The sequence below is a fragment of the Duganella sp. P38 genome, assembly GCF_050859475.1.
In the GTDB taxonomy this organism is placed as follows: domain Bacteria; phylum Pseudomonadota; class Gammaproteobacteria; order Burkholderiales; family Burkholderiaceae_D; genus Rugamonas.
The window spans coordinates 646,339-663,853 of sequence record NZ_CP193936.1; the positions used below are offsets into that span (position 1 = coordinate 646,339).

A 17,515-nucleotide genomic window follows, 5' to 3' on the forward strand; every position below is an offset into this window, starting at 1 on the left:
TTCGGGGCCGTTTTTTTGTTCAGAGGGTATCGGGTCGTGGACGACGGCTGGTCACCAAAGCTGTAAAACACCCCCCATTTGTGGCTAGGCAGATGGCGTAGCTTTTGCTGAAATATTGAATCCGGATTGTCCCGCAATCTTCGGCGTCGGCACGCTGCGGGAGATTTGCAAGCGGCCTTGACCCCGCCGGACGGCCCGGTATTGACTATGACGGCGGCGCGCATGCTGCGCGATTCGTTTGTTTTACTGGAGAAGAAGGCATGAACGTGTATCAGAAAATCGCCGCGCTGGCGCTGCTGTTGCTTGCGCTGACAGGCCTCGCGCGAGGGCAGGACAGCGACCCGTATCAATGGCTGGAGGATGTGCGCGGCGAGCAGCCGATGCGGTGGGTGGCGCAACAGAACGATGCGACCTTGCGCGCATTGCAGTCAGCCCCGGAATACCGGCAGATTCAGGACAGCGTGCGCGCCACGTTAAACACCGGCGCGCGGCTGCCCGAAGTGACGCTGCACGGCGGTTACCTGTATAACTTCTGGGTCGATGCCGGTCATCAGCGCGGTGTGTGGCGGCGTACCACGATGGCGCAATATCGGCTGCCGGAGCCGGCATGGGAAACCGTGCTCGATGTCGATCAACTGGCGGCGCAGGAAAACGAAAAATGGGTGTGGCACGACGCCCAGTGCTGGTATCCGGCAGCGGATCGCTGTCTGATCCTGCTGTCGCGCGGCGGCGGCGACGCGCACGTGGTGCGTGAATTCGATACGGTCACGCGCAGCTTCGTGCAGGATGGCTTTACGCTGGCCGAAGCGAAGAGCGAGGTGGCCTGGATAGACCGCGACACGCTGTTGGTCGCCAGCGATTTTGGCGAGGACACGCTGACGGCATCGGGTTATGCGCGCATTGTCAAGGAGTGGCGGCGCGGCACGCCGCTATCCGCCGCGCGTACGCTGTACGAGGGACAGGCCACCGATATGCGCGTCACACCGCAACAGCACCTCTCCGCGCAAGGCGCTTACCACTTCATTACGCGCACCATCGATTTTTACCGCAGCGAGTTGTTCTGGCGCGATCAGGACCGGCTGCGCAAGGTGCCGGTGCCGGACGATGCGCAAACCTTCATCCTCGGCGGCCAGCTCGCCATTCAGCTCAACTCGGACTGGCGCGTCAACGGCAAGCGCTATCCGCAGGGAGCGCTGCTGGCGACCAATCTGCGCCGCTTCGTGCGCGGCGAGCGCCAACTGGCGGTGCTGTTCTCGCCGACGCCGACCAGTTCGCTCGACGGCATCACCGTCACGCGCAATGCGCTGCTGCTGAACATACTCGATAACGTGCGCAACCGGCTGGTCGAGGTCAGACGCGTGCGGCAGCAATGGCGGCAGCGCCGCGTCGACGCGCCGGCGTTCGGCCAGTTGGCCGTGACCGCGCTCGACCCGGTGGCGTCGGACGATTACATGCTGAAGGCGACTGATTTTATCCACCCGTCCACCATCTATCTTGCGCGCGTCGGCAGCGACACGCGCACGCCGCTGAAGGCCATGCCGGCTTATTTCGACGCGGCAGCCTACGAAGTGCGGCAGCATCACGCAGTGTCGAAGGATGGCACGCGCGTGCCGTATTTCGTCGTCATGAGCAAGCAGGCGCGGCTGGACGGCAGCAATCCGACCGTGCTGAACGCCTACGGCGGTTTCCAGTTTCCGATGAAGCCGTATTACCTCGGCCCGATGGGCGATGCCTGGCTCAAGCATGGCGGCGTCTACGTGCTGGCGAATATCCGCGGCGGCGGCGAGTTCGGCCCGGCGTGGCATCAGGCGGCCGTCAAGCAGAACCGCCAGCGCGCCTTCGACGACTTCCTCGCGGTGGCCGAAGATCTGGTCCGGCGTAAGATCACCAGTCCGCGCCACCTCGGGATTTCCGGCCGCAGCAATGGCGGCTTGCTGGTCGGCGTCGCCTTCACCCAGCGTCCGGAGCTGTTCAACGCGGTGGTGTGCGGCGCGCCGCTGCTGGATATGCGGCGCTACAACAAGCTGCTGGCCGGCGCCTCGTGGGTGGCGGAATACGGCGACCCGGACGATCCGGCGCAATGGGCTTACATTGGTAAGTATTCTCCCTACCACCATGTGTTAAAAGAAAAACATTATCCGCGCGTGCTGTTCACTACGTCCACCAGCGACGACAGGGTACACCCCGGCCATGCGCGCAAAATGGCCGCACAGATGCAGCAGCAAGGCCATGACGCGCTCTACTGGGAAAACACCGAGGGTGGCCACTCGGCCGCAGCGTCCATCGAGCAGGAAGTGCAGTGGTGGGCCGCCACCCACAGCTTCCTGCTGCACCAGTTGAAATAACTTTATTCATATTTCGCATAAGCATGTGACGAAACAGTCGTTCAGTAATTGCCTGACAATTGATAAGGTGTCGCCTTTTCATTTGTGAAGTATTTACAATGCAAACAAAGTGTAACTTGACCCCGCTGGCGGCTGGCGTTATCGCGCTGCTGGCTGGCGTTGCCGCCCCTACCGTGGCGCTGGCGCAGGACAGCGCAGCGGCGAGCGCGCCGCAAGCCGTTGTCATCACCGGTTCGCGCATCGCCCGCGCCGGCACCGAAGGCCCGTCGGCCGTGACGGTGCTGACCGCCGCCGATATCGAAAAGCAGGGCTACCGCAACGTCTTCGACGCGCTGAGCAACCAGACGCAGAACAGCGGCTTCACGCAGGGCGCCGACTACGGCAACACCTTCACGCCGTCGGCCAACGCCATCAGCCTGCGCGGCCTCGGCCCGAACCACACGCTGGTGCTGCTGAACGGCCGCCGCATGGCCGACTTCCCGACCGCCTATGACGGCACGGTCAACTTCACCAACCTGGCGAATATCCCGTCGAGCGTGGTGGAGCGCATCGAGATCCTGAGCGGCGGCGCGTCGGCCATTTACGGCTCGGACGCGGTGGCCGGCGTGGTCAACATCATCCTGAAAAAACAGTACGAAGGCTTCGACCTCAACGTCAAGGCCGGCGGCACCTCGCGCGGCGGCGCCGCCGACAAGCGCCTGCAACTGACCGGCGGCAAGAGCTGGGACAAGCTGAACGCGCTGTTCAGCCTGGAACTGTCCGAGCGCAATCCGCTGTGGAGCGCGGACCGCGACTTCATGGCGTCGAAAACCGACGTCGCGCCGACCTCGATCATGGGCCGCAAGAATGTCACCGCCGGCAAGTATGTCGACCTGGGTTCGGCCTGCGCCAGCAACAGCGATCTGTTCGGCGGCAGCACGGTCAATTACACGTCGAAAACCGGCCCTTACTGCGCCAGCCCGAAAGTCGGTCCGACCTATTGGACCACGATGACCAAGAACAGCAGCCAGAACGCCTTCGGCAGCCTGAACTACGAGCTGTCGCCGAGCACCACGCTGTACGCGGAAGCGCTGTTCGGCCAGAACCGCAGCACCAACAATACGCGCGGCCCGTCGTGGACGTCGCGCCAGTTGAGCGACAGCTATTTCCTGAACCAGAACACCGGCGCCTACGAAACCTGGAACCGCTACATCTCGCCGGAAGAGATGGGCGGCGTCGGCCAGTACAACCGCTACTGGGATGACCAGGCCAGCTCGCTGTCGTTCGGCGCCAGGGGCCTGATTCCGGGCACCACCTGGAGCTATGAAGCCGGCTACACCGCCTCGCTGTACAAGAGCCAGGACCACCGCCCGCGCATTCTGGCCAACGCCGACAGCTTCTTCCTCGGCCAGCAACTGGGCGTGGACGCGAAAGGCGTGGCGATCTACGCGCCCGATCCGGCGCGCCTGAGCACCCGGTTGACGCCGGACGAGTTCGCCAGCATCAGCGGCGCCTCGGTCAGCGACGACAAGTCGTGGACCAACACCGTCAGCCTGAGCGCCAGCGGCGAAGCCTTCGATCTGCCGGCCGGCCCGGTCAAGATGGCGACCGTGGTCGAATACGGCAAGCAGGGCTTCTCCAACCGTCCGGACAGCCGCATCAACGAGGGCTACTTCAACATCGCCACCGGCGCCGATGTGACCGCCGGCACCCGCAAGCGCTACGCGGTGGGCGCCGAGTTCAACATCCCGGTGGTCAAGACCGTGGATGCGACGCTGGCCGGCCGTTATGACCGCTACAGCTTTGCCGGCCGCGAGGACGGCAAGTTCACCTACAACGGCGGCATCGAGTGGCGTCCGGCCAAGCAACTGCTGGTGCGCGGCACCTACGGCACCAGCTTCCGCGCGCCGGACATGAACTACATCTACAAGGCGCGCGGCACCGGTTACTATGCCTCGACCACCGACTACTACCGCTGCGCCAAGTCCGGCCAGCCGATCGCCGGCTGCGAGTTCGCCAACTACTCGCCGGGCGCCGACTACGTGCAGACCGGCAGCAAGGATCTGCGGTCGGAGCAGGGCCGCTCGACCGGCCTGGGCATCGTCTGGTCGCCGAGCGCGGACTTCGATGTGTCGCTCGACTACTGGAACATCAAGATCAGCGACCTGGTCACCAACCTGAACGAGAACAAGCTGCTGCGCGACGAAGCCACCTGCCGCATGGCCGGCGACCTGACCTCGCCGACCTGCGCCGACGCCATCTCGCGCATCGTGCGCTATGCCGACGATGCGCTGTTCCGTCCGGGCGAGATCAAGCAGATCCTGGTCAACCCGATCAACGCCGCCTCGACCAGCGTGGACGGCATCGACCTCGCCACCAAGTACGTGTTCCGTACCAGGGACTTCGGCAGCTTCATCGCCAAGGGCAACTATTCCAAGACCTTGAACAAGCATTCGCGCCAGTTCGACGGCGACGAGCTGATCGACGAACTGAAAGACCTGAACGTCTACGACTGGCGCGACAAGCTCAACGCCAGCCTGACGTGGAACTACGGCAAATGGTCGAACACGCTGTTCCTGCAGCGCTACGGCAAAGCGCCTAACGCGGCCGGCACCGCCTTCCTGACGCCGACCACGCTGGTCAACGGCAGCGTGGTGTACCGCCTGAACGAACGCGCCACCTTGTCGGTGGCGGTGAACAACCTGTTCAACAAGGTCAAGGTCGATACCAGCGGCGGCTGGCCTTACTACCCGGTCGGTAATTACAGCCCGGTAGGCCGCCAGGCCTGGGTCGAGCTGAATTACCACTTCGGCGGTTAAGCGGCCTTGCGCTGGCTGGCGTGGCCGAGATATTCGGTCACCCAGTACAGCAGCGCGGCGGCGTTGAAGGCCATGCCGGCCAGCAGCGCGCCGCGCCAGCCGTGGGTGGCGAACACCCAGCCACCCAGGGCTGAACCGGCGGCGCCGCCGGCGAAGAACAGCGCGAAGTAGACGCCGTTCAGGCGGCTGCGCACTTCCGCGCCAAGCGAGAAGATGGCGCGCTGGCCCAGCACCAGATTGGCCGCCACGCCCATGTCCAGCACGATCGACGCGATCACCAGCACCGCCAGCGCGATGTCACGCGAACCCGGCGCCACCAGCGGCAACGCAAATCCCAACACACCCAGCACCAGCGCGGCGGCCGTAGCCATCAGCGTGTGGCCCTTGTCGGCCAGCTTGCCGGCGATCGGCGAGGCGATGGCGCCGGCCATGCCGACCAGCGCGAAGATGGCGATGCCGGTCTGCGACAGGTGGAACTGCGGACCGGCCAGCATCAGCGGCGTGACGGTCCAGAACAGGCTGAACGAACCGAACAGGCCGGCATGGTAGGCGGCGCGGCGGCGCAGCACCGGCGTTTGCAGGAACAGATGCCACAGCGAAGCCATCAGTTTTGGATAGCCGATGTGATGGTTGGGCACGCGCTGCGGCAGCCCGGCGCGCAGCACGAAGGCGACGATCAGCACCAGCACGGCGGCGCCGGCGAATACCACGTGCCAGCTGGTGGCGTCGGCCACCAGGCTGGCGGCCGGGCGCGACAGCATGATGCCCAGCAGCAGGCCGCTGACCACCTTGCCGACGGTGGCGCCGCGCGTGGCTTCCTGCGACAGGTGGGCGGCGAACGGCACGATGATCTGCGCGGCCACCGAGCCGAGGCCAATGCCGAGCGCAGCGGTCAGGAACATCCAGGCGCTGCTGCTGATGGCGGCCAGCACCAGCATGGCCGAGGTGAACAGCAGGCCGGTGAAGATCAGGCGGCGGTTTTCCAGCAGGTCGCCCAGCGGCACGATGAACAGCAGGCCGAGGGTGTAGCCGATCTGCGTCAGCGTGACGATGAGGCCGGCCGCTTCGGGCGAGAGGCCGGTGGCGGCGCTGATCGGGCCGACCAGGGTTTGCGCGTAATACAGGCTGGCGACGATGAGGCCGCTGGCGGTGGCCAACAGCGTGACCATGCCGGGGCTGATGTCTTTGTTGCTCATGATAGTGCTCCAGTGAGAGGGTGATGAGCAGATTCTAGGCAAAAGCCGGCCAAAGATAATTAGGGCATAATGCGGCTATACTTTTCACATAATGTGAACAATGGACAGACTGAAAGCCATGCAGGCCTTCGTCCGCATCGTCGAGGCCAATAGCTTCACCAAGGCCGCCGAGACGCTGGACCTGCCGCGCGCCGCGCTGACGGCCACCATCAAGAAACTGGAAGCCTTCCTCGGCACGCAGCTGCTGCAACGGACCACGCGCCGGCTGTCGCTGACGCCGGACGGCGCCGACTACTACCGCAAGTGCCAGCAGATCCTGCAGGCGGTCGAGGATGCGGAAAGCACCTATCGCGATCAGGGCGGCGGCCAGGGCGCGGTCCAGCCGCGCGGCAAGCTGCGGGTGGAGCTGCCCGGCACCTTCGGCCGCAATGTGGTGATGCCGCACATCGGCGCCTTTTGCGCGCGCTATCCGGAGCTGGACCTGGTGATCAGCCTGAGCGACCGGGTGCGCGACCTGATCGAGGAGGGCGCCGATTGCGCGCTGCGCGTCGGCGCCCTGCAGGATTCGGCGATGATCGGCCGGCCGCTGGGCAGCATGCGCTTCGTCACCTGCGCCGCGCCGGCGTATTTGCAGCGGCATGGCGTGCCGCAGGCGTGGACCGAGCTGGCCGCGCACCGCTGCGTGTCGCACTTTTCCGGCCGCACCGGCCGCCCGTTCGACTGGGACTTCATGGTCGACGGCAGCGTGGTGTCCACCGAGGTGCGCAGCGCCATCACCGTCAACGACGCCGAGGCCAGCGTCAGCTGTGCCTTGCAGGGCTTGGGACTGGCGCAGCTGGCGCGCTACCGGTGCGGCCGCACCGGCCAGCGGCGCCCTGATCGAGGTGCTGGCGGCCACGCCGCCGACACCGATGCCGGTATCGCTGCTGTACCCGCAGGGCCGGATGTCGTCGCCACGGCTGCGCGTGTTCGCCGAGTGGGTGGGCGGGTTGCTGCGGCACGATCCGGACCTGCAAGCCTGAGTTGCAAAAATAATAGCCAGCCTGGCATCTTGCAGGCCCGCGCGGCGCTATAATTCTTGAATGAAACATATCTCCTCGACCATCACGACCGCCGTGCTGGCGCTGCTGGCCGCCTGCGGCGGCGGCGGTGGCGGCGCCCCGGCCACACCCACGCCCACCACCTCCACGCCGCCGGCCACGTCCACGGCGGCGCCGGAATACCTGGCGCTGGCCAACCGCTGTGTCGCACCGCGCCGCGGCGCCGACTGGAACGGCAAGGCCTACACCGACAAGCAGGGCAGCCTCAACGAAGAATTGCGCTGGGTGCGCTCGTTCATCGACGAAACCTACCTGTGGTACAAGGAGGTGCCGGCAGGGATCGCCATGACCGGCTACAGCAATCCGCTGGATTACTTCGCCGCGCTGAAAACGCCGGCCGTCACCGCGTCCGGCCGCCCGAAGGACGCTTACCACTTCACGTATCCGACCACGGAATGGCAGATGAACCAGGCCGGCGTGCGGCTGGGCTATGGCATCAGCTGGTATAACCGCGACACCGCCAATTCGCGCCTGTGGGGCGTGGCGCTGGTGGAGCCGGGTTCGCCGGCGGAGGCGGCCGGCGTGCGGCGCGGCGACCTGCTCGACAGCGTGGACGGCGTCAGCATCAACGACATGAGCGCCGCCGGCACCGACCGGCTGAACGCCGGGCTGTTCCCGGACACCGCCGGCGAGCGCCACCAGTTTGTCCTGCGGCGCGCCGGTGCGCTGCAGACGGTCCTGCTCGGCGCCGGCAACGTCGTCGAGGCGCCGGTGCGCAACACCAAGGTATTCGAGACGCCGACCGGCGCCGTCGGCTACCTGCAGTTCAATGACCATAACGACGTCGCCGAAAGCGCGCTGCTGCGGTCGTTCACGGCGCTGAAGGAAGCCAATGTCGGCGACCTGGTGCTGGACATGCGCTACAACGGCGGCGGCTATCTGGCCGTCGCCAGCCAGCTGGCCTACATGATCGCCGGTCCCGCCGCCACCAGCGGCAAGGCGTTCGACCGCGTGATGGTCAACGACAAGCGGCCGGCGCAGGCGCCGGACCTGTTCCAGTCCAGCTCGATCGGCCTGTCGCCGTCGCTGCTGGGCGCGGGCTGGCGCTGCCGGCCCTGAACCTGAAACGGGTGACGATACTGACCAGCGCCGCCACCTGCTCCGCCAGCGAGGCGCTGATCAACGGCTTGCTCGGCATCGACGTCGAGGTCAACCTGATCGGCGGCGCCACCTGCGGCAAGCCCTATGGTTTCTACCCGGAGGATAACTGCGGCAACACGTATTTTGCGATCCAGCTGCAACTGGTCAATCACAAGGGCCAGGGCGACTACGCCGACGGTTTCGGCGCCACCTGCGCGCTCGAGGATGACTTCGAGCACGCGCTTGGCGACGCCGATGAGCGGCTGCTGTCGGCTGCGCTCAACTACCGCGCCAACGGCACGTGCCCGGCGCCGCGCAGCGCGCGCAGCATGGCGGCCCGCACTGCGGACAGCGCGGCGCCGGTCCGGCTGGTGCGGCCGGCCGCGAGGGAGGTCGGCATTCTCCACCGTTGAGCGGCAAACGCGTCTATACTGGTTTTCCTCTTTTTGCTGGAAGCCCGCTACATGATCCGTTCCGCCATCCTGCTTGCCCTTGCCGCCGCCGCGCCGCTGGCTGCCGCCGCCCCGGCCGCCGCGCCGCTGACCACCATTTCCGAGCGTTCCGGTTTTCAGTCCACCGGCCGCTATGACGAAGTGGTGGCGCTGTGCGCCCAGTTCCAGAAAGCCTATCCGAAGCAGGTGCGCTGCTTTGAATTCGGCCGCACGCCCGAGGGCCGGCCGATGCTGGCGCTGGCCGTCTCGCGCACTGGCGCGCTGAGCGCCGAGCAGGCGAAAAAGAAGGGCGTGCCGGTGCTGCTGATCCAGGGCGGCATCCACGCCGGCGAGATCGACGGCAAGGACGCCGGCTTCCTGGCGCTGCGCGACGCGCTCGAAGGCAAGGCGGCGCAAGGCGCGTTGGACAAGCAGGTGCTGCTGTTCGTGCCGGTGTTTAACGTTGACGGCCACGAGCGCTTCGGCAAGAACAACCGCCCGAACCAGCGCGGCCCGGTGGAGATGGGCTGGCGCACCACGGCGCAGAACTACAACCTGAACCGCGATTACGTCAAGGCCGACGCGCCGGAGATGCAGGCCATGCTGGCGCTGGTCAACGCCTGGGACCCGCTGGCCTATGTCGACCTGCACGTGACCGACGGCGCCAAATTCCAGCCCGATATCTCGATCCAGGTCGAGCCGGTGCACGCCGGCGACGAGGCGCTGAAGGTGGCCGGCGCCGCGCTGCAAACCAATGTGATGGCCGACCTCAAGGCCAAGGGTTCGGACCCGAAGCCGTTCTACATCTCGTTCGCCAAGGAGGACGATCCGATGTCCGGCTTTGTCGACAGCCTGTCGACGCCGCGCTTCTCGACCGGCTACTTCCTGCTGCGTAACCGCTTCGCCATGCTGGTGGAAACCCACTCGTGGAAGGATTATCCGACCCGCGTGCGCATTACCTACAACACCATCGTGTCGCTGCTGTCGCAGGTGGCGCGGCACGGCAAGGACTGGCAGAAGCTGGCGAAGGAGGCCGATGCGCGCGCGCTGGCGCTGGCCGGCAGCGAGGTGCCGCTCAGCTATCGCACCACGTTCAACAGCAAGACCATCGAGTTCCCCGGCTACGCCTACACGCGCGAGCATTCGGAAATTTCCGGCGCGCTGTGGACGCGCTATGACGAGAGCAAGCCGCAGATCTGGAGCGTGCCGCTGCGCGACGAGATCGTGCCGGACCTGAAGGTGGCGGCGCCGCTGGGCGGTTACATCGTGCCGGCGGCGCAGGCGGCGTGGGTGGGCGCCAAGCTGAAACAGCATGGCGTGGAATTCAAGGTGATCGGCGCCGACCAGATGTCGGCCGAGGTGGAGACCTTCCGCGCCACCCGCACCAGGTTCGGCGCGCAGTCGGTCGAGAGCCATCAGATGCTGTCGGTGGACGGCGACTGGGGCCGCGAGCGTCGCGCCGTCGGCAAGGGCGCGCTGTTCGTGCCGATCGCGCAGCCGAAGGCGCGGCTGGTGATGACGATGCTGGAGCCGCGCGGCGCCGACAGCCTGCTGGCCTGGGGCGAATTCAACGCCGCCTTCGAGCGCAAGGAGTATATGGAGGATTATGTGGCGGAGGAGGTGGCGCGCGAACAGCTGGAGGCCGATCCGGCGCTGCGCGCCGAGTTCCAGAAAAACTCGATAGCGACGCGGAGTTCAACAAGAGCCCGGCCAAGCGGCTGGAGTTCTTCGCCAGGCGGCACGCTTCGTGGGATGAGCGCTTTAACCTGTATCCGGTGATGCGCACCGCGCAGAGGTACTAAACCAGCCGTCATTCCCGCGCAGGCGGGAATCCATAGGGCGCTTGCGCGATGCTCAGCATGGGTTCCCGCCTGCGCGGGAACGACGGGGGCAACTATATGGCGGAACTGGCGTGGTTCTTCTGCGCCATTTGCTGATCCATCTCCTGCCGGATCATCTCGGTGATCCTGGCGGTGACGGCGGCCTGCTCGGTGGGCGACATGGCGTTGAACTCGTCCTGGGTAATGCCCAGCTTCTTCATCATCGCCGCCGTCATGCGTTCGGCGGGCGTCATCTTCAGGTATTTTTCCAGTTCCGCCGCGGCGTCGGACTGCCTGGTTTCAGCATGCTTGAGCAGCGCGCCGAAATCGGCGCCGCCGTCGCCGTTCTTGTTCGGCGAAAAATTCGCCAGCGTGGCATCGCCCAGCGCCTTCGTTTCGATCTTCAGGCTCATGGTAGTCTCCTTATCGAGAGTTGATCATATCTCAACCTAGCGGAGGGCAGGGCGAAGCGCGCTCAGTCCTGGCGCTGGAGCGAGATGATGCCCGGCGCCGGCGCCGGCGTCGCGCACGGTTCCTCGTCGAACGCGATGTCGCCGAGCGGGTTGGCCACGCCGTCGGCCTTGATGTCCTTGAAGCCGAACAGGTCGCGGTCCATCAGGTGCGACGGCACCACCGTCGACAGCGACGAGAAAATGTTCTCGACCCGGCCCGGATGCTTTTTCTCCCATTCGCGCAGCATGTTCTTGATCTGCTTGCGCTGCAGGTTTTCCTGCGAGCCGCACAGGTCGCACGGGATGATCGGGAAGTGCTTCACTTCGGCGTAGCGCTCGGTGTCCTCTTCCTTCACATAGGCCAGCGGGCGTATCACCATGTGCTTGCCGTCGTCCGACACCAGCTTGGCCGGCATGCCCTTGATTTTGCCGCCGAAGAACATATTCAGGAAGAAGGTTTCCAGGATGTCGTCGCGGTGGTGGCCCAGCGCGATCTTGTTGCAGCCCAGCTCGTCGGCGACGCGGTACAGGATGCCGCGGCGCAGGCGCGAGCACAGCGAGCAGGTGGTCTTGCCTTCCGGGATCAGGCGCTTGACGATGCTGTAGGTGTCCTGGTTTTCAATGTGGTAGGGGATGGCCAGCTTGTCCAGGTAGGCCGGCAGGATGTCGGCCGGGAAGTTCGGCTGCTTCTGGTCGAGGTTGACGGCGACCAGCTCGAAGTTGATCGGCGCGCGCTCGCGCAGCGTCATCAGGATGTCGAGCAGCGCGTACGAGTCCTTGCCGCCGGACAGGCAGACCATGACCTTGTCGCCGTCCTCGATCATGTTGAAGTCGCCGATGGCCTGGCCGACCAGGCGGCACAGGCGCTTGTGCAGCTTGTTGTTCTCGTGGGCGGTTTTTTCAGCGGCCTTGGCGCTGATGCTGGCGTCGATGACGGCGTTCATGCTTGTTCCTTGATTTTGAATACTTCAACGCCGACGCCCTCGCAATCGGGATACACGTCAGGCTTCATGGTGGAGACGCGCGCCGCGCGCACGCTCGGGTGGGCCAGCATTTCGCGCACGATGTCGTCGCACAGGGTTTCCTGCAACTGCACGTGGCCGCGCGCCATGCGCTGGGCGATGGTGTTGCGCATGAAGTCGTAGTCGACCACTTCTTCCAGCTGGTCGTGCTGCGGCGACGAGGCCGACAGCGGAATGTACAGGTCCACGTTGATCAGCAAACGCTGCTCGCCCTTTTCTCGAACTCATAGACGCCGATGTTGATCATGACTTCATAGTTGCGCAGGAACAGGCGGCGGCAGTCGTTCAGTTGCGGGTGTATCAGGGCGGACAGCATGGAATACCTTCTAGTGAATAAATTATTTGGCCAAAAACATCACGTCGCGCGGCAGCGGCAGCAGGTGCTGGCCGCCATCGACCAGCAGCGTGGCGCCGGTCAGCGCGCGCGCCGTGGCGGCGTACACCACGGCGTCGGCGATATCGTCGGGGGTGCTGGAACGGCCCAGCGGCGTTTGCTGGTGCGCGTTGGCGAAACCGGCCTCGGTCTGGTCGCCCGACACCATGGTGATGCCCGGCGCCACGCCGACCACGCGCAGCTTCGGCGCCAGCTGCTGCGCCAGCATGGTGGTGGCGGTGTGCAGCGCGGCCTTGGACAGGGTGTACGACAAAAAATCCGGATTCAGATTGTACAGCTTCTGGTCCAGCAGATTGATGACGGCGGCCTGGGCGCCGTCCGGCGTGGCCGCGTGCAGCGCCTGCGCCAGCAGCAGCGGGGCGGCGACGTTGGCGCGCATGTGGGCGTCCAGCAGCGCCGGGCTGAATTCGCTGGCGCTGTCGTAGTCGAACAGCGAGGCGTTGTTGACCACGCAATGGACGGCGCCCAGCGCCGCCGCCGCGCGCGGCAGCAGCGCGCGCACCGCCGCCTCGTCGGCCAGGTCGCATTGCAGCGCGACGGCGCGCCGGCCCAGCGCGATGATGGCGCTGGCCACTTCGCCCGCTTCGGTGGCCGAGTTGCGGTAGTGCACCGCCACGTCCCAGCCGGCGCGCGCCAGGCCGAGCGCGATGGCGCGGCCGATGCGGCGCCCGGCGCCGGTGACCAGCGCGACCTGCGATGTGTTGTGAGATGCTGTCATACTTGGTTTAAAGTCAACCGTCGTTGCCGCGCAGGCGGGAACCCATACTCAGCATGGATTCCCGCCTGCGCGGCAACGACGCGGGTTATTTGTCGGCGCCGGCGCGGATTCGCTACAATGCCGGGATGTCCCTACCCGCACCTTCTAGCGACGCGCTGGCCGCGTCCCACGCCCTGCAGCATCTGATTGCCGCCGAGATCGAACGCAACGCAGGCGCCATTCCCTTCGCCCGCTACATGGAGCTGGCGCTGTACGCGCCCGGACTGGGCTACTACAGCGGCGGCTCCGCCAAGCTGGGCAAAGATGGCGATTTTACAACCGCGCCCGAGCTGTCGCCCTTGTTCGGCGCGGCGCTGGCCCGGGTTGCAGCCGCTATTATCGCCCAAAGCGCGCCGAACATCCTCGAATTCGGCGCCGGCACCGGCAAGCTGGCGTTCGACATCCTGAGCGAACTGCGCGCCGCCGGCGTTGCAGTGGACAAGTATTACATCGTCGAGCTGTCCGGCGAACTGCGCGGCCGCCAGCAGGAAAAGCTGCGCGCGTTCCCGCAGGTCGAGTGGCTGGACACGCTGCCGGCGTCGTTTGACGGCGTGGTGTTCGGCAACGAGGTGCTCGATGCGATGCCGGTGCAGCTGGTCATCAAGCATCCCGACGGCTGGCAGGAATTGCAGGTGACGGTCCGTGACGGCGGCTTCCAGTATCTGGAAACGCCGGCCAGCGCCGGGTTGCAGGCGCAGATCGCCCGCCAGATTCCCGCGCACGAACTGCTGCCGGACGGCTATGTGACCGAGCTGCACGGCGTCGCCTGCGGCTTCATGGCGACGCTGGCGCGCATGCTGGGCCAGGGGCGGGCCAACGCCGCCTTCCTGTTCGACTACGGCTTCCCGGCGCACGAGTTTTATTTCGACCAGCGCGTCACCGGCACGCTGATGTGCCACTACCGCCACCATGCGCACCCGGACCCGTTCTATTACCCGGGCTTGCAGGACATCACCGCCCACGTCGATTTCACGGCGATGGCGCTGGCGGCGCAGGACGCCGGCATCGAGGTGCTGGGTTATCTGAACCAGTCCGGCTTCCTGCTCGGCGCCGGCATTGGCGAGCTGCTGCTGCGCACCGATCCCGCGGACGCGGCGGCCTATCTGCCGCAGGCGCGCGCGCTGCAAAAGCTGGTGTCGCCGGCCGAAATGGGCGAGTTGTTCAAGGTGCTGGCGGTGGGCAAGGGCGTCGAGCTGCCGCCGGCCATCGTCCTGCAGGACCGCACGCACAGATTGTAGACAGAAAAGCACGTTGGGCCGAAAAGCGGCCGAAATCGTTGTCTGATCTCTGAGTTGCATGCGTTAAGATGGGCTATGATGACTGATTCTGCGTCGATTTCCGTTTATGGCCAAGATCCACACCCACTATGACAACCTGAAGGTGTCGCGTATGGCGCCACAGGAGGTCATACGTGCCGCCTACAAGGCGCTCAGCCAAAAATATCACCCGGACAAGAATCCGGGCGACGAGAAAGCTGCGCGCATCATGGCCATCCTCAACGGCGCCTACGAGACGCTGTCCGACCCGCAGCGCCGCAAGGAGCATGACGAGTGGATCGCCTCCGAGGAGTGGGAAATCGAGTGGCTGGAAAGCACCCGCCACGAGGAAGCGCATCGCGGCGAACGGGCGCGCGGCGACAGCGCCCGGCAGGCCGAGCACGGCGCGCAGGACGCCGCGCGGCGCCGCCGCCGCGGCCGCCGCGACTGGCGCCTGTGGGCCGGCCTGGCCGCGTGCCTGACGCTGGGCTGGGTGGGCGGCGCCACCATGGTGGCCGAGCCGCAGGCGGTCAGCAATATGCTGAGCGGCGCCTGGAACGGCAAGAGTGGCATCAACGCCAACGCCGCCACCACCGACAGCGTGGGCGCCGCGCCGCATGCCTTGTCCGACGCCGCCGGCAGCCACGCCGAAGCGCGCGACAGCTGGGCCACGGTGCGGCTGTCCGAATCGCACCAGGCGCGGCCGGCGCCGATCAAGGTGGCGGCGATGGCGCAGGTGGTGCTGCCCGGCGCCGGCGCCGAGTGCGACAGCGAAACCCAGACGCAGACGCTGGTGGCGCCCAACGGCGAGCCGTGGCCGAGCCGGTCCGGCTATATGGAAGGTTTCCCGATCGGCAACCGCGGCGACGAGATGCAGCTGACGCTCGACAACAGCGGCAACGATTCGGCCGTGTTCATCAAGGTCTATGACATGGACCGCCGCTCGAATGTGCGCTATGCCTACGTGCTGCCGCACGACAAGCTGCTGGTGGATAAGCTGACCAACGGCAAGTACGAAATCCGCTACCAGAATCTCGACGTTGCCGCCAATCCGGGCGCCTGCGCCGGGGCCAACCGCACCACCACCGCCAGCATGCAAAGCGGGCCGTCACCCATCAACAACTAGTGCCTGCGGGCATCGCTGATAAGAGTTGTCACAGGGGGAATCTGATTATCCTGAAGGTCATGACAGGAGATGTGTATGACCGATTCCACCGCCGGTGACGACGACTGGCTGCTTGACGAAGACGAAGAGGAAGTCCCCGCCGGCGGTCAGGGCGCACCGGACCAGCGTTTGTGGCGGGTGCTGATCGTCGACGACGATGTCGATGTGCATGCGGTAACCCGGCTGGCGCTGCGCAATGTCAGCTTCAAGGGCCGCGAGCTGGAACTGTTTTCCGCCTACAGCGGCCGCGAGGCGTTCGAGATCCTGCGCGACACGCCCGACATCGCGCTGGTGCTGCTGGACGTGGTGATGGAAACCGACGACGCCGGCCTGATCCTGGCGCGCCGCATCCGCGAAGAACTCCACAATGCGATCGTGCGGGTGGTGCTGCGCACCGGCCAGCCCGGCCAGGCGCCCGAGCAGCGCGTCATCATCGAATACGATATCAACGACTACAAGGCCAAGACCGAGCTGACCACGCAGAAGCTGTTCACCACGGTGATCTCGGCGCTGCGCGCGTACGAGAGCCTGAACATGCTTGAGCGCAGCCGCGTCGGCCTCGGCAAGATCCTGGCCGGCGCCACCAATCTGTACCAGATCCATTCGCTGCGCGAGTTCGCCTCGGGCGTGCTGAACCAGGTAAGCGCGATCCTCGACGTCGGCTCCGACGGCGTGCTGTGCCTGATGCAGGGCGACACCGGCGTCACCACCGTGGTGGCGGCGACGGGCGGCTACGCGACGCTCAACGACGCCGAGCTGATGCCGGCCACGCACCCGCTGTGGCCGACCATCGCCAAGGCCTTTGCCGAGAAAAAATCGCAGTTCGAGCATCCGGCCAATGTGCTGTTCATCCACACGCAGGAAAACCGCGAGGTGGCGATTTCGGTCACGCCGCCGTGGCCGCTGGCGCAGATCCAGCGCGACCTGCTGGAGGTGTTCTGCCAGCGCATCGCGGCGGCGTTCGACAATCTGTATATGTTCGGCCAGCTGCGCAAGGCGCAGGAGGCCACCGTGGTGGCGCTGGCCGACCTGGCCGAGTTCCGCGACAGCGGCACCGGCGGCCATGTGCGGCGGGTGCAGCAGCTGTCGTCGACGCTGGCGCAGCGGCTGCACGCGCGCGGCGCCTATCCGGACGAGGTGACGCCGCAGTTGCTGGAGATGATCGGCCTGGCGTCGATTCTGCATGATGTCGGCAAGGTGGCGACGCCCGACCATATCCTGCTCAAGCCGGGCCTGCACACGCCCGAGGAGCGCGGCGAGATGCAGCGGCACGCGGCGGTCGGCAAGACCATACTGGAGCGGGCCGCGAATATGGTCGACGGCGTCAGCTATCTGACCTATGGCGCGCAGATCGCCGGCGGCCATCACGAGCACTGGGATGGCAACGGCTATCCGAACCAGCTGGCGGGGAAGGCGATTCCGCTGGCGGCGCGCATCGTGGCGGTGGTCGATGTGTTCGACTCGCTGCTGCACGAACGGCCGTACAAGGAGCCGTGGCCGCATGCGCAGGCGGTGGCGTATATCAAGGACCGCGCCGGCAAGCAGTTCGATCCGGAGGTGGTGGCGGCCCTGCTGGAGATGATCGAGCGCGATCCGGCCATCGGCCACACCCCGGCCTGACGTCATTCCCGCGCAGGCGGGAATCCATGGAGCGCTGGCGTAGTATGGATTCCCGCCTGCGCGGGAATGACGGACCGGG

General features: G+C 65.9%; 12 protein-coding genes and 2 pseudogenes. 9 read left to right on the top strand and 5 right to left on the bottom strand.

Features of this window, described 5'->3' with window-relative positions; all coding sequences use genetic code 11:
- Positions 1 to 260: 260 nt before the first annotated feature.
- Together ACRQ5J_RS02975 and ACRQ5J_RS02980 are read left to right on the top strand one after the other, a co-directional pair.
- Positions 261 to 2,345, top strand: a complete 2,085-nt coding sequence (locus ACRQ5J_RS02975; protein WP_432381079.1) for a prolyl oligopeptidase family serine peptidase — start codon at positions 261 to 263, stop codon at positions 2,343 to 2,345.
- A gap of 116 nt (positions 2,346 to 2,461) precedes the next feature.
- Positions 2,462 to 5,143 (top strand): TonB-dependent receptor plug domain-containing protein, encoded by a 2,682-nt coding sequence (locus tag ACRQ5J_RS02980; protein WP_432381080.1) that lies wholly within the window; start codon positions 2,462 to 2,464, stop codon positions 5,141 to 5,143.
- Here the strand turns inward: ACRQ5J_RS02980 and ACRQ5J_RS02985 are convergent.
- Positions 5,140 to 6,339, bottom strand: coding sequence for an MFS transporter (locus tag ACRQ5J_RS02985; RefSeq protein WP_432381081.1), 1,200 nt, complete (start codon positions 6,337 to 6,339; stop codon positions 5,140 to 5,142). The genes ACRQ5J_RS02980 and ACRQ5J_RS02985 overlap by 4 nt on opposite strands.
- A 100-nt stretch (positions 6,340 to 6,439) precedes the next feature.
- Between ACRQ5J_RS02985 and ACRQ5J_RS02990 the strand changes: the two genes are divergently transcribed.
- The 4 genes and pseudogenes from ACRQ5J_RS02990 (at position 6,440) to ACRQ5J_RS03005 (ending at position 10,752) form a co-directional block, all read left to right on the top strand.
- Positions 6,440 to 7,414 carry a LysR substrate-binding domain-containing protein gene (locus ACRQ5J_RS02990; protein WP_432381082.1) on the top strand — a complete coding sequence of 325 codons (975 nt, stop codon included), beginning with the start codon at positions 6,440 to 6,442 and terminating at the stop codon, positions 7,412 to 7,414.
- Between the two features lie 7 nt (positions 7,415 to 7,421).
- Positions 7,422 to 8,498 carry a PDZ domain-containing protein gene (locus tag ACRQ5J_RS02995; RefSeq protein WP_432381083.1) on the top strand — a complete coding sequence of 359 codons (1,077 nt, stop codon included), beginning with the start codon at positions 7,422 to 7,424 and terminating at the stop codon, positions 8,496 to 8,498.
- An 11-nt stretch (positions 8,499 to 8,509) separates the two neighbouring features.
- On the top strand, positions 8,510 to 8,932 hold the full coding sequence (locus tag ACRQ5J_RS03000; RefSeq protein WP_432381084.1) for a hypothetical protein: 423 nt from the start codon (positions 8,510 to 8,512) through the stop codon (positions 8,930 to 8,932).
- A gap of 51 nt (positions 8,933 to 8,983) precedes the next feature.
- Positions 8,984 to 10,752: pseudogene (locus tag ACRQ5J_RS03005) on the top strand (M14 family metallopeptidase).
- 92 nt (positions 10,753 to 10,844) lie between these two features.
- Here the strand turns inward: ACRQ5J_RS03005 and ACRQ5J_RS03010 are convergent.
- The 4 genes and pseudogenes from ACRQ5J_RS03010 to ACRQ5J_RS03025 all read right to left on the bottom strand — a co-directional run bounded on the left by ACRQ5J_RS03010 (position 10,845) and on the right by ACRQ5J_RS03025 (position 13,356).
- Positions 10,845 to 11,183, bottom strand: coding sequence for a hypothetical protein (locus ACRQ5J_RS03010; protein ID WP_432381085.1), 339 nt, complete (start codon positions 11,181 to 11,183; stop codon positions 10,845 to 10,847).
- Between the two features lie 62 nt (positions 11,184 to 11,245).
- A complete protein-coding gene (gene ttcA / locus ACRQ5J_RS03015) occupies positions 11,246 to 12,166 on the bottom strand; it encodes a tRNA 2-thiocytidine(32) synthetase TtcA (RefSeq protein WP_432381086.1) in 921 nt (306 codons plus the stop codon).
- Positions 12,163 to 12,560: pseudogene (locus ACRQ5J_RS03020) on the bottom strand (dihydroneopterin aldolase). Before ACRQ5J_RS03020 ends, ttcA begins: the two are co-directional and overlap by 4 nt.
- Positions 12,561 to 12,582: 22 nt before the next feature.
- Positions 12,583 to 13,356, bottom strand: coding sequence for an SDR family oxidoreductase (locus tag ACRQ5J_RS03025; RefSeq protein ID WP_432381087.1), 774 nt, complete (start codon positions 13,354 to 13,356; stop codon positions 12,583 to 12,585).
- Positions 13,357 to 13,481: 125 nt separating this feature from the next.
- Between ACRQ5J_RS03025 and ACRQ5J_RS03030 the strand changes: the two genes are divergently transcribed.
- From ACRQ5J_RS03030 to ACRQ5J_RS03040, 3 genes are all read left to right on the top strand, one after another.
- Entirely contained in the window at positions 13,482 to 14,633 is a 1,152-nt protein-coding gene (locus tag ACRQ5J_RS03030) for a class I SAM-dependent methyltransferase (RefSeq protein WP_432383574.1), read from the top strand.
- A gap of 106 nt (positions 14,634 to 14,739) precedes the next feature.
- Positions 14,740 to 15,777: a J domain-containing protein gene (locus ACRQ5J_RS03035; protein WP_432381088.1), complete on the top strand. Its 1,038-nt coding sequence runs from the start codon at positions 14,740 to 14,742 to the stop codon at positions 15,775 to 15,777.
- Between the two features lie 75 nt (positions 15,778 to 15,852).
- Positions 15,853 to 17,436, top strand: a complete 1,584-nt coding sequence (locus ACRQ5J_RS03040; RefSeq protein WP_432381089.1) for a DUF3369 domain-containing protein — start codon at positions 15,853 to 15,855, stop codon at positions 17,434 to 17,436.
- Positions 17,437 to 17,515: the final 79 nt, after the last annotated feature.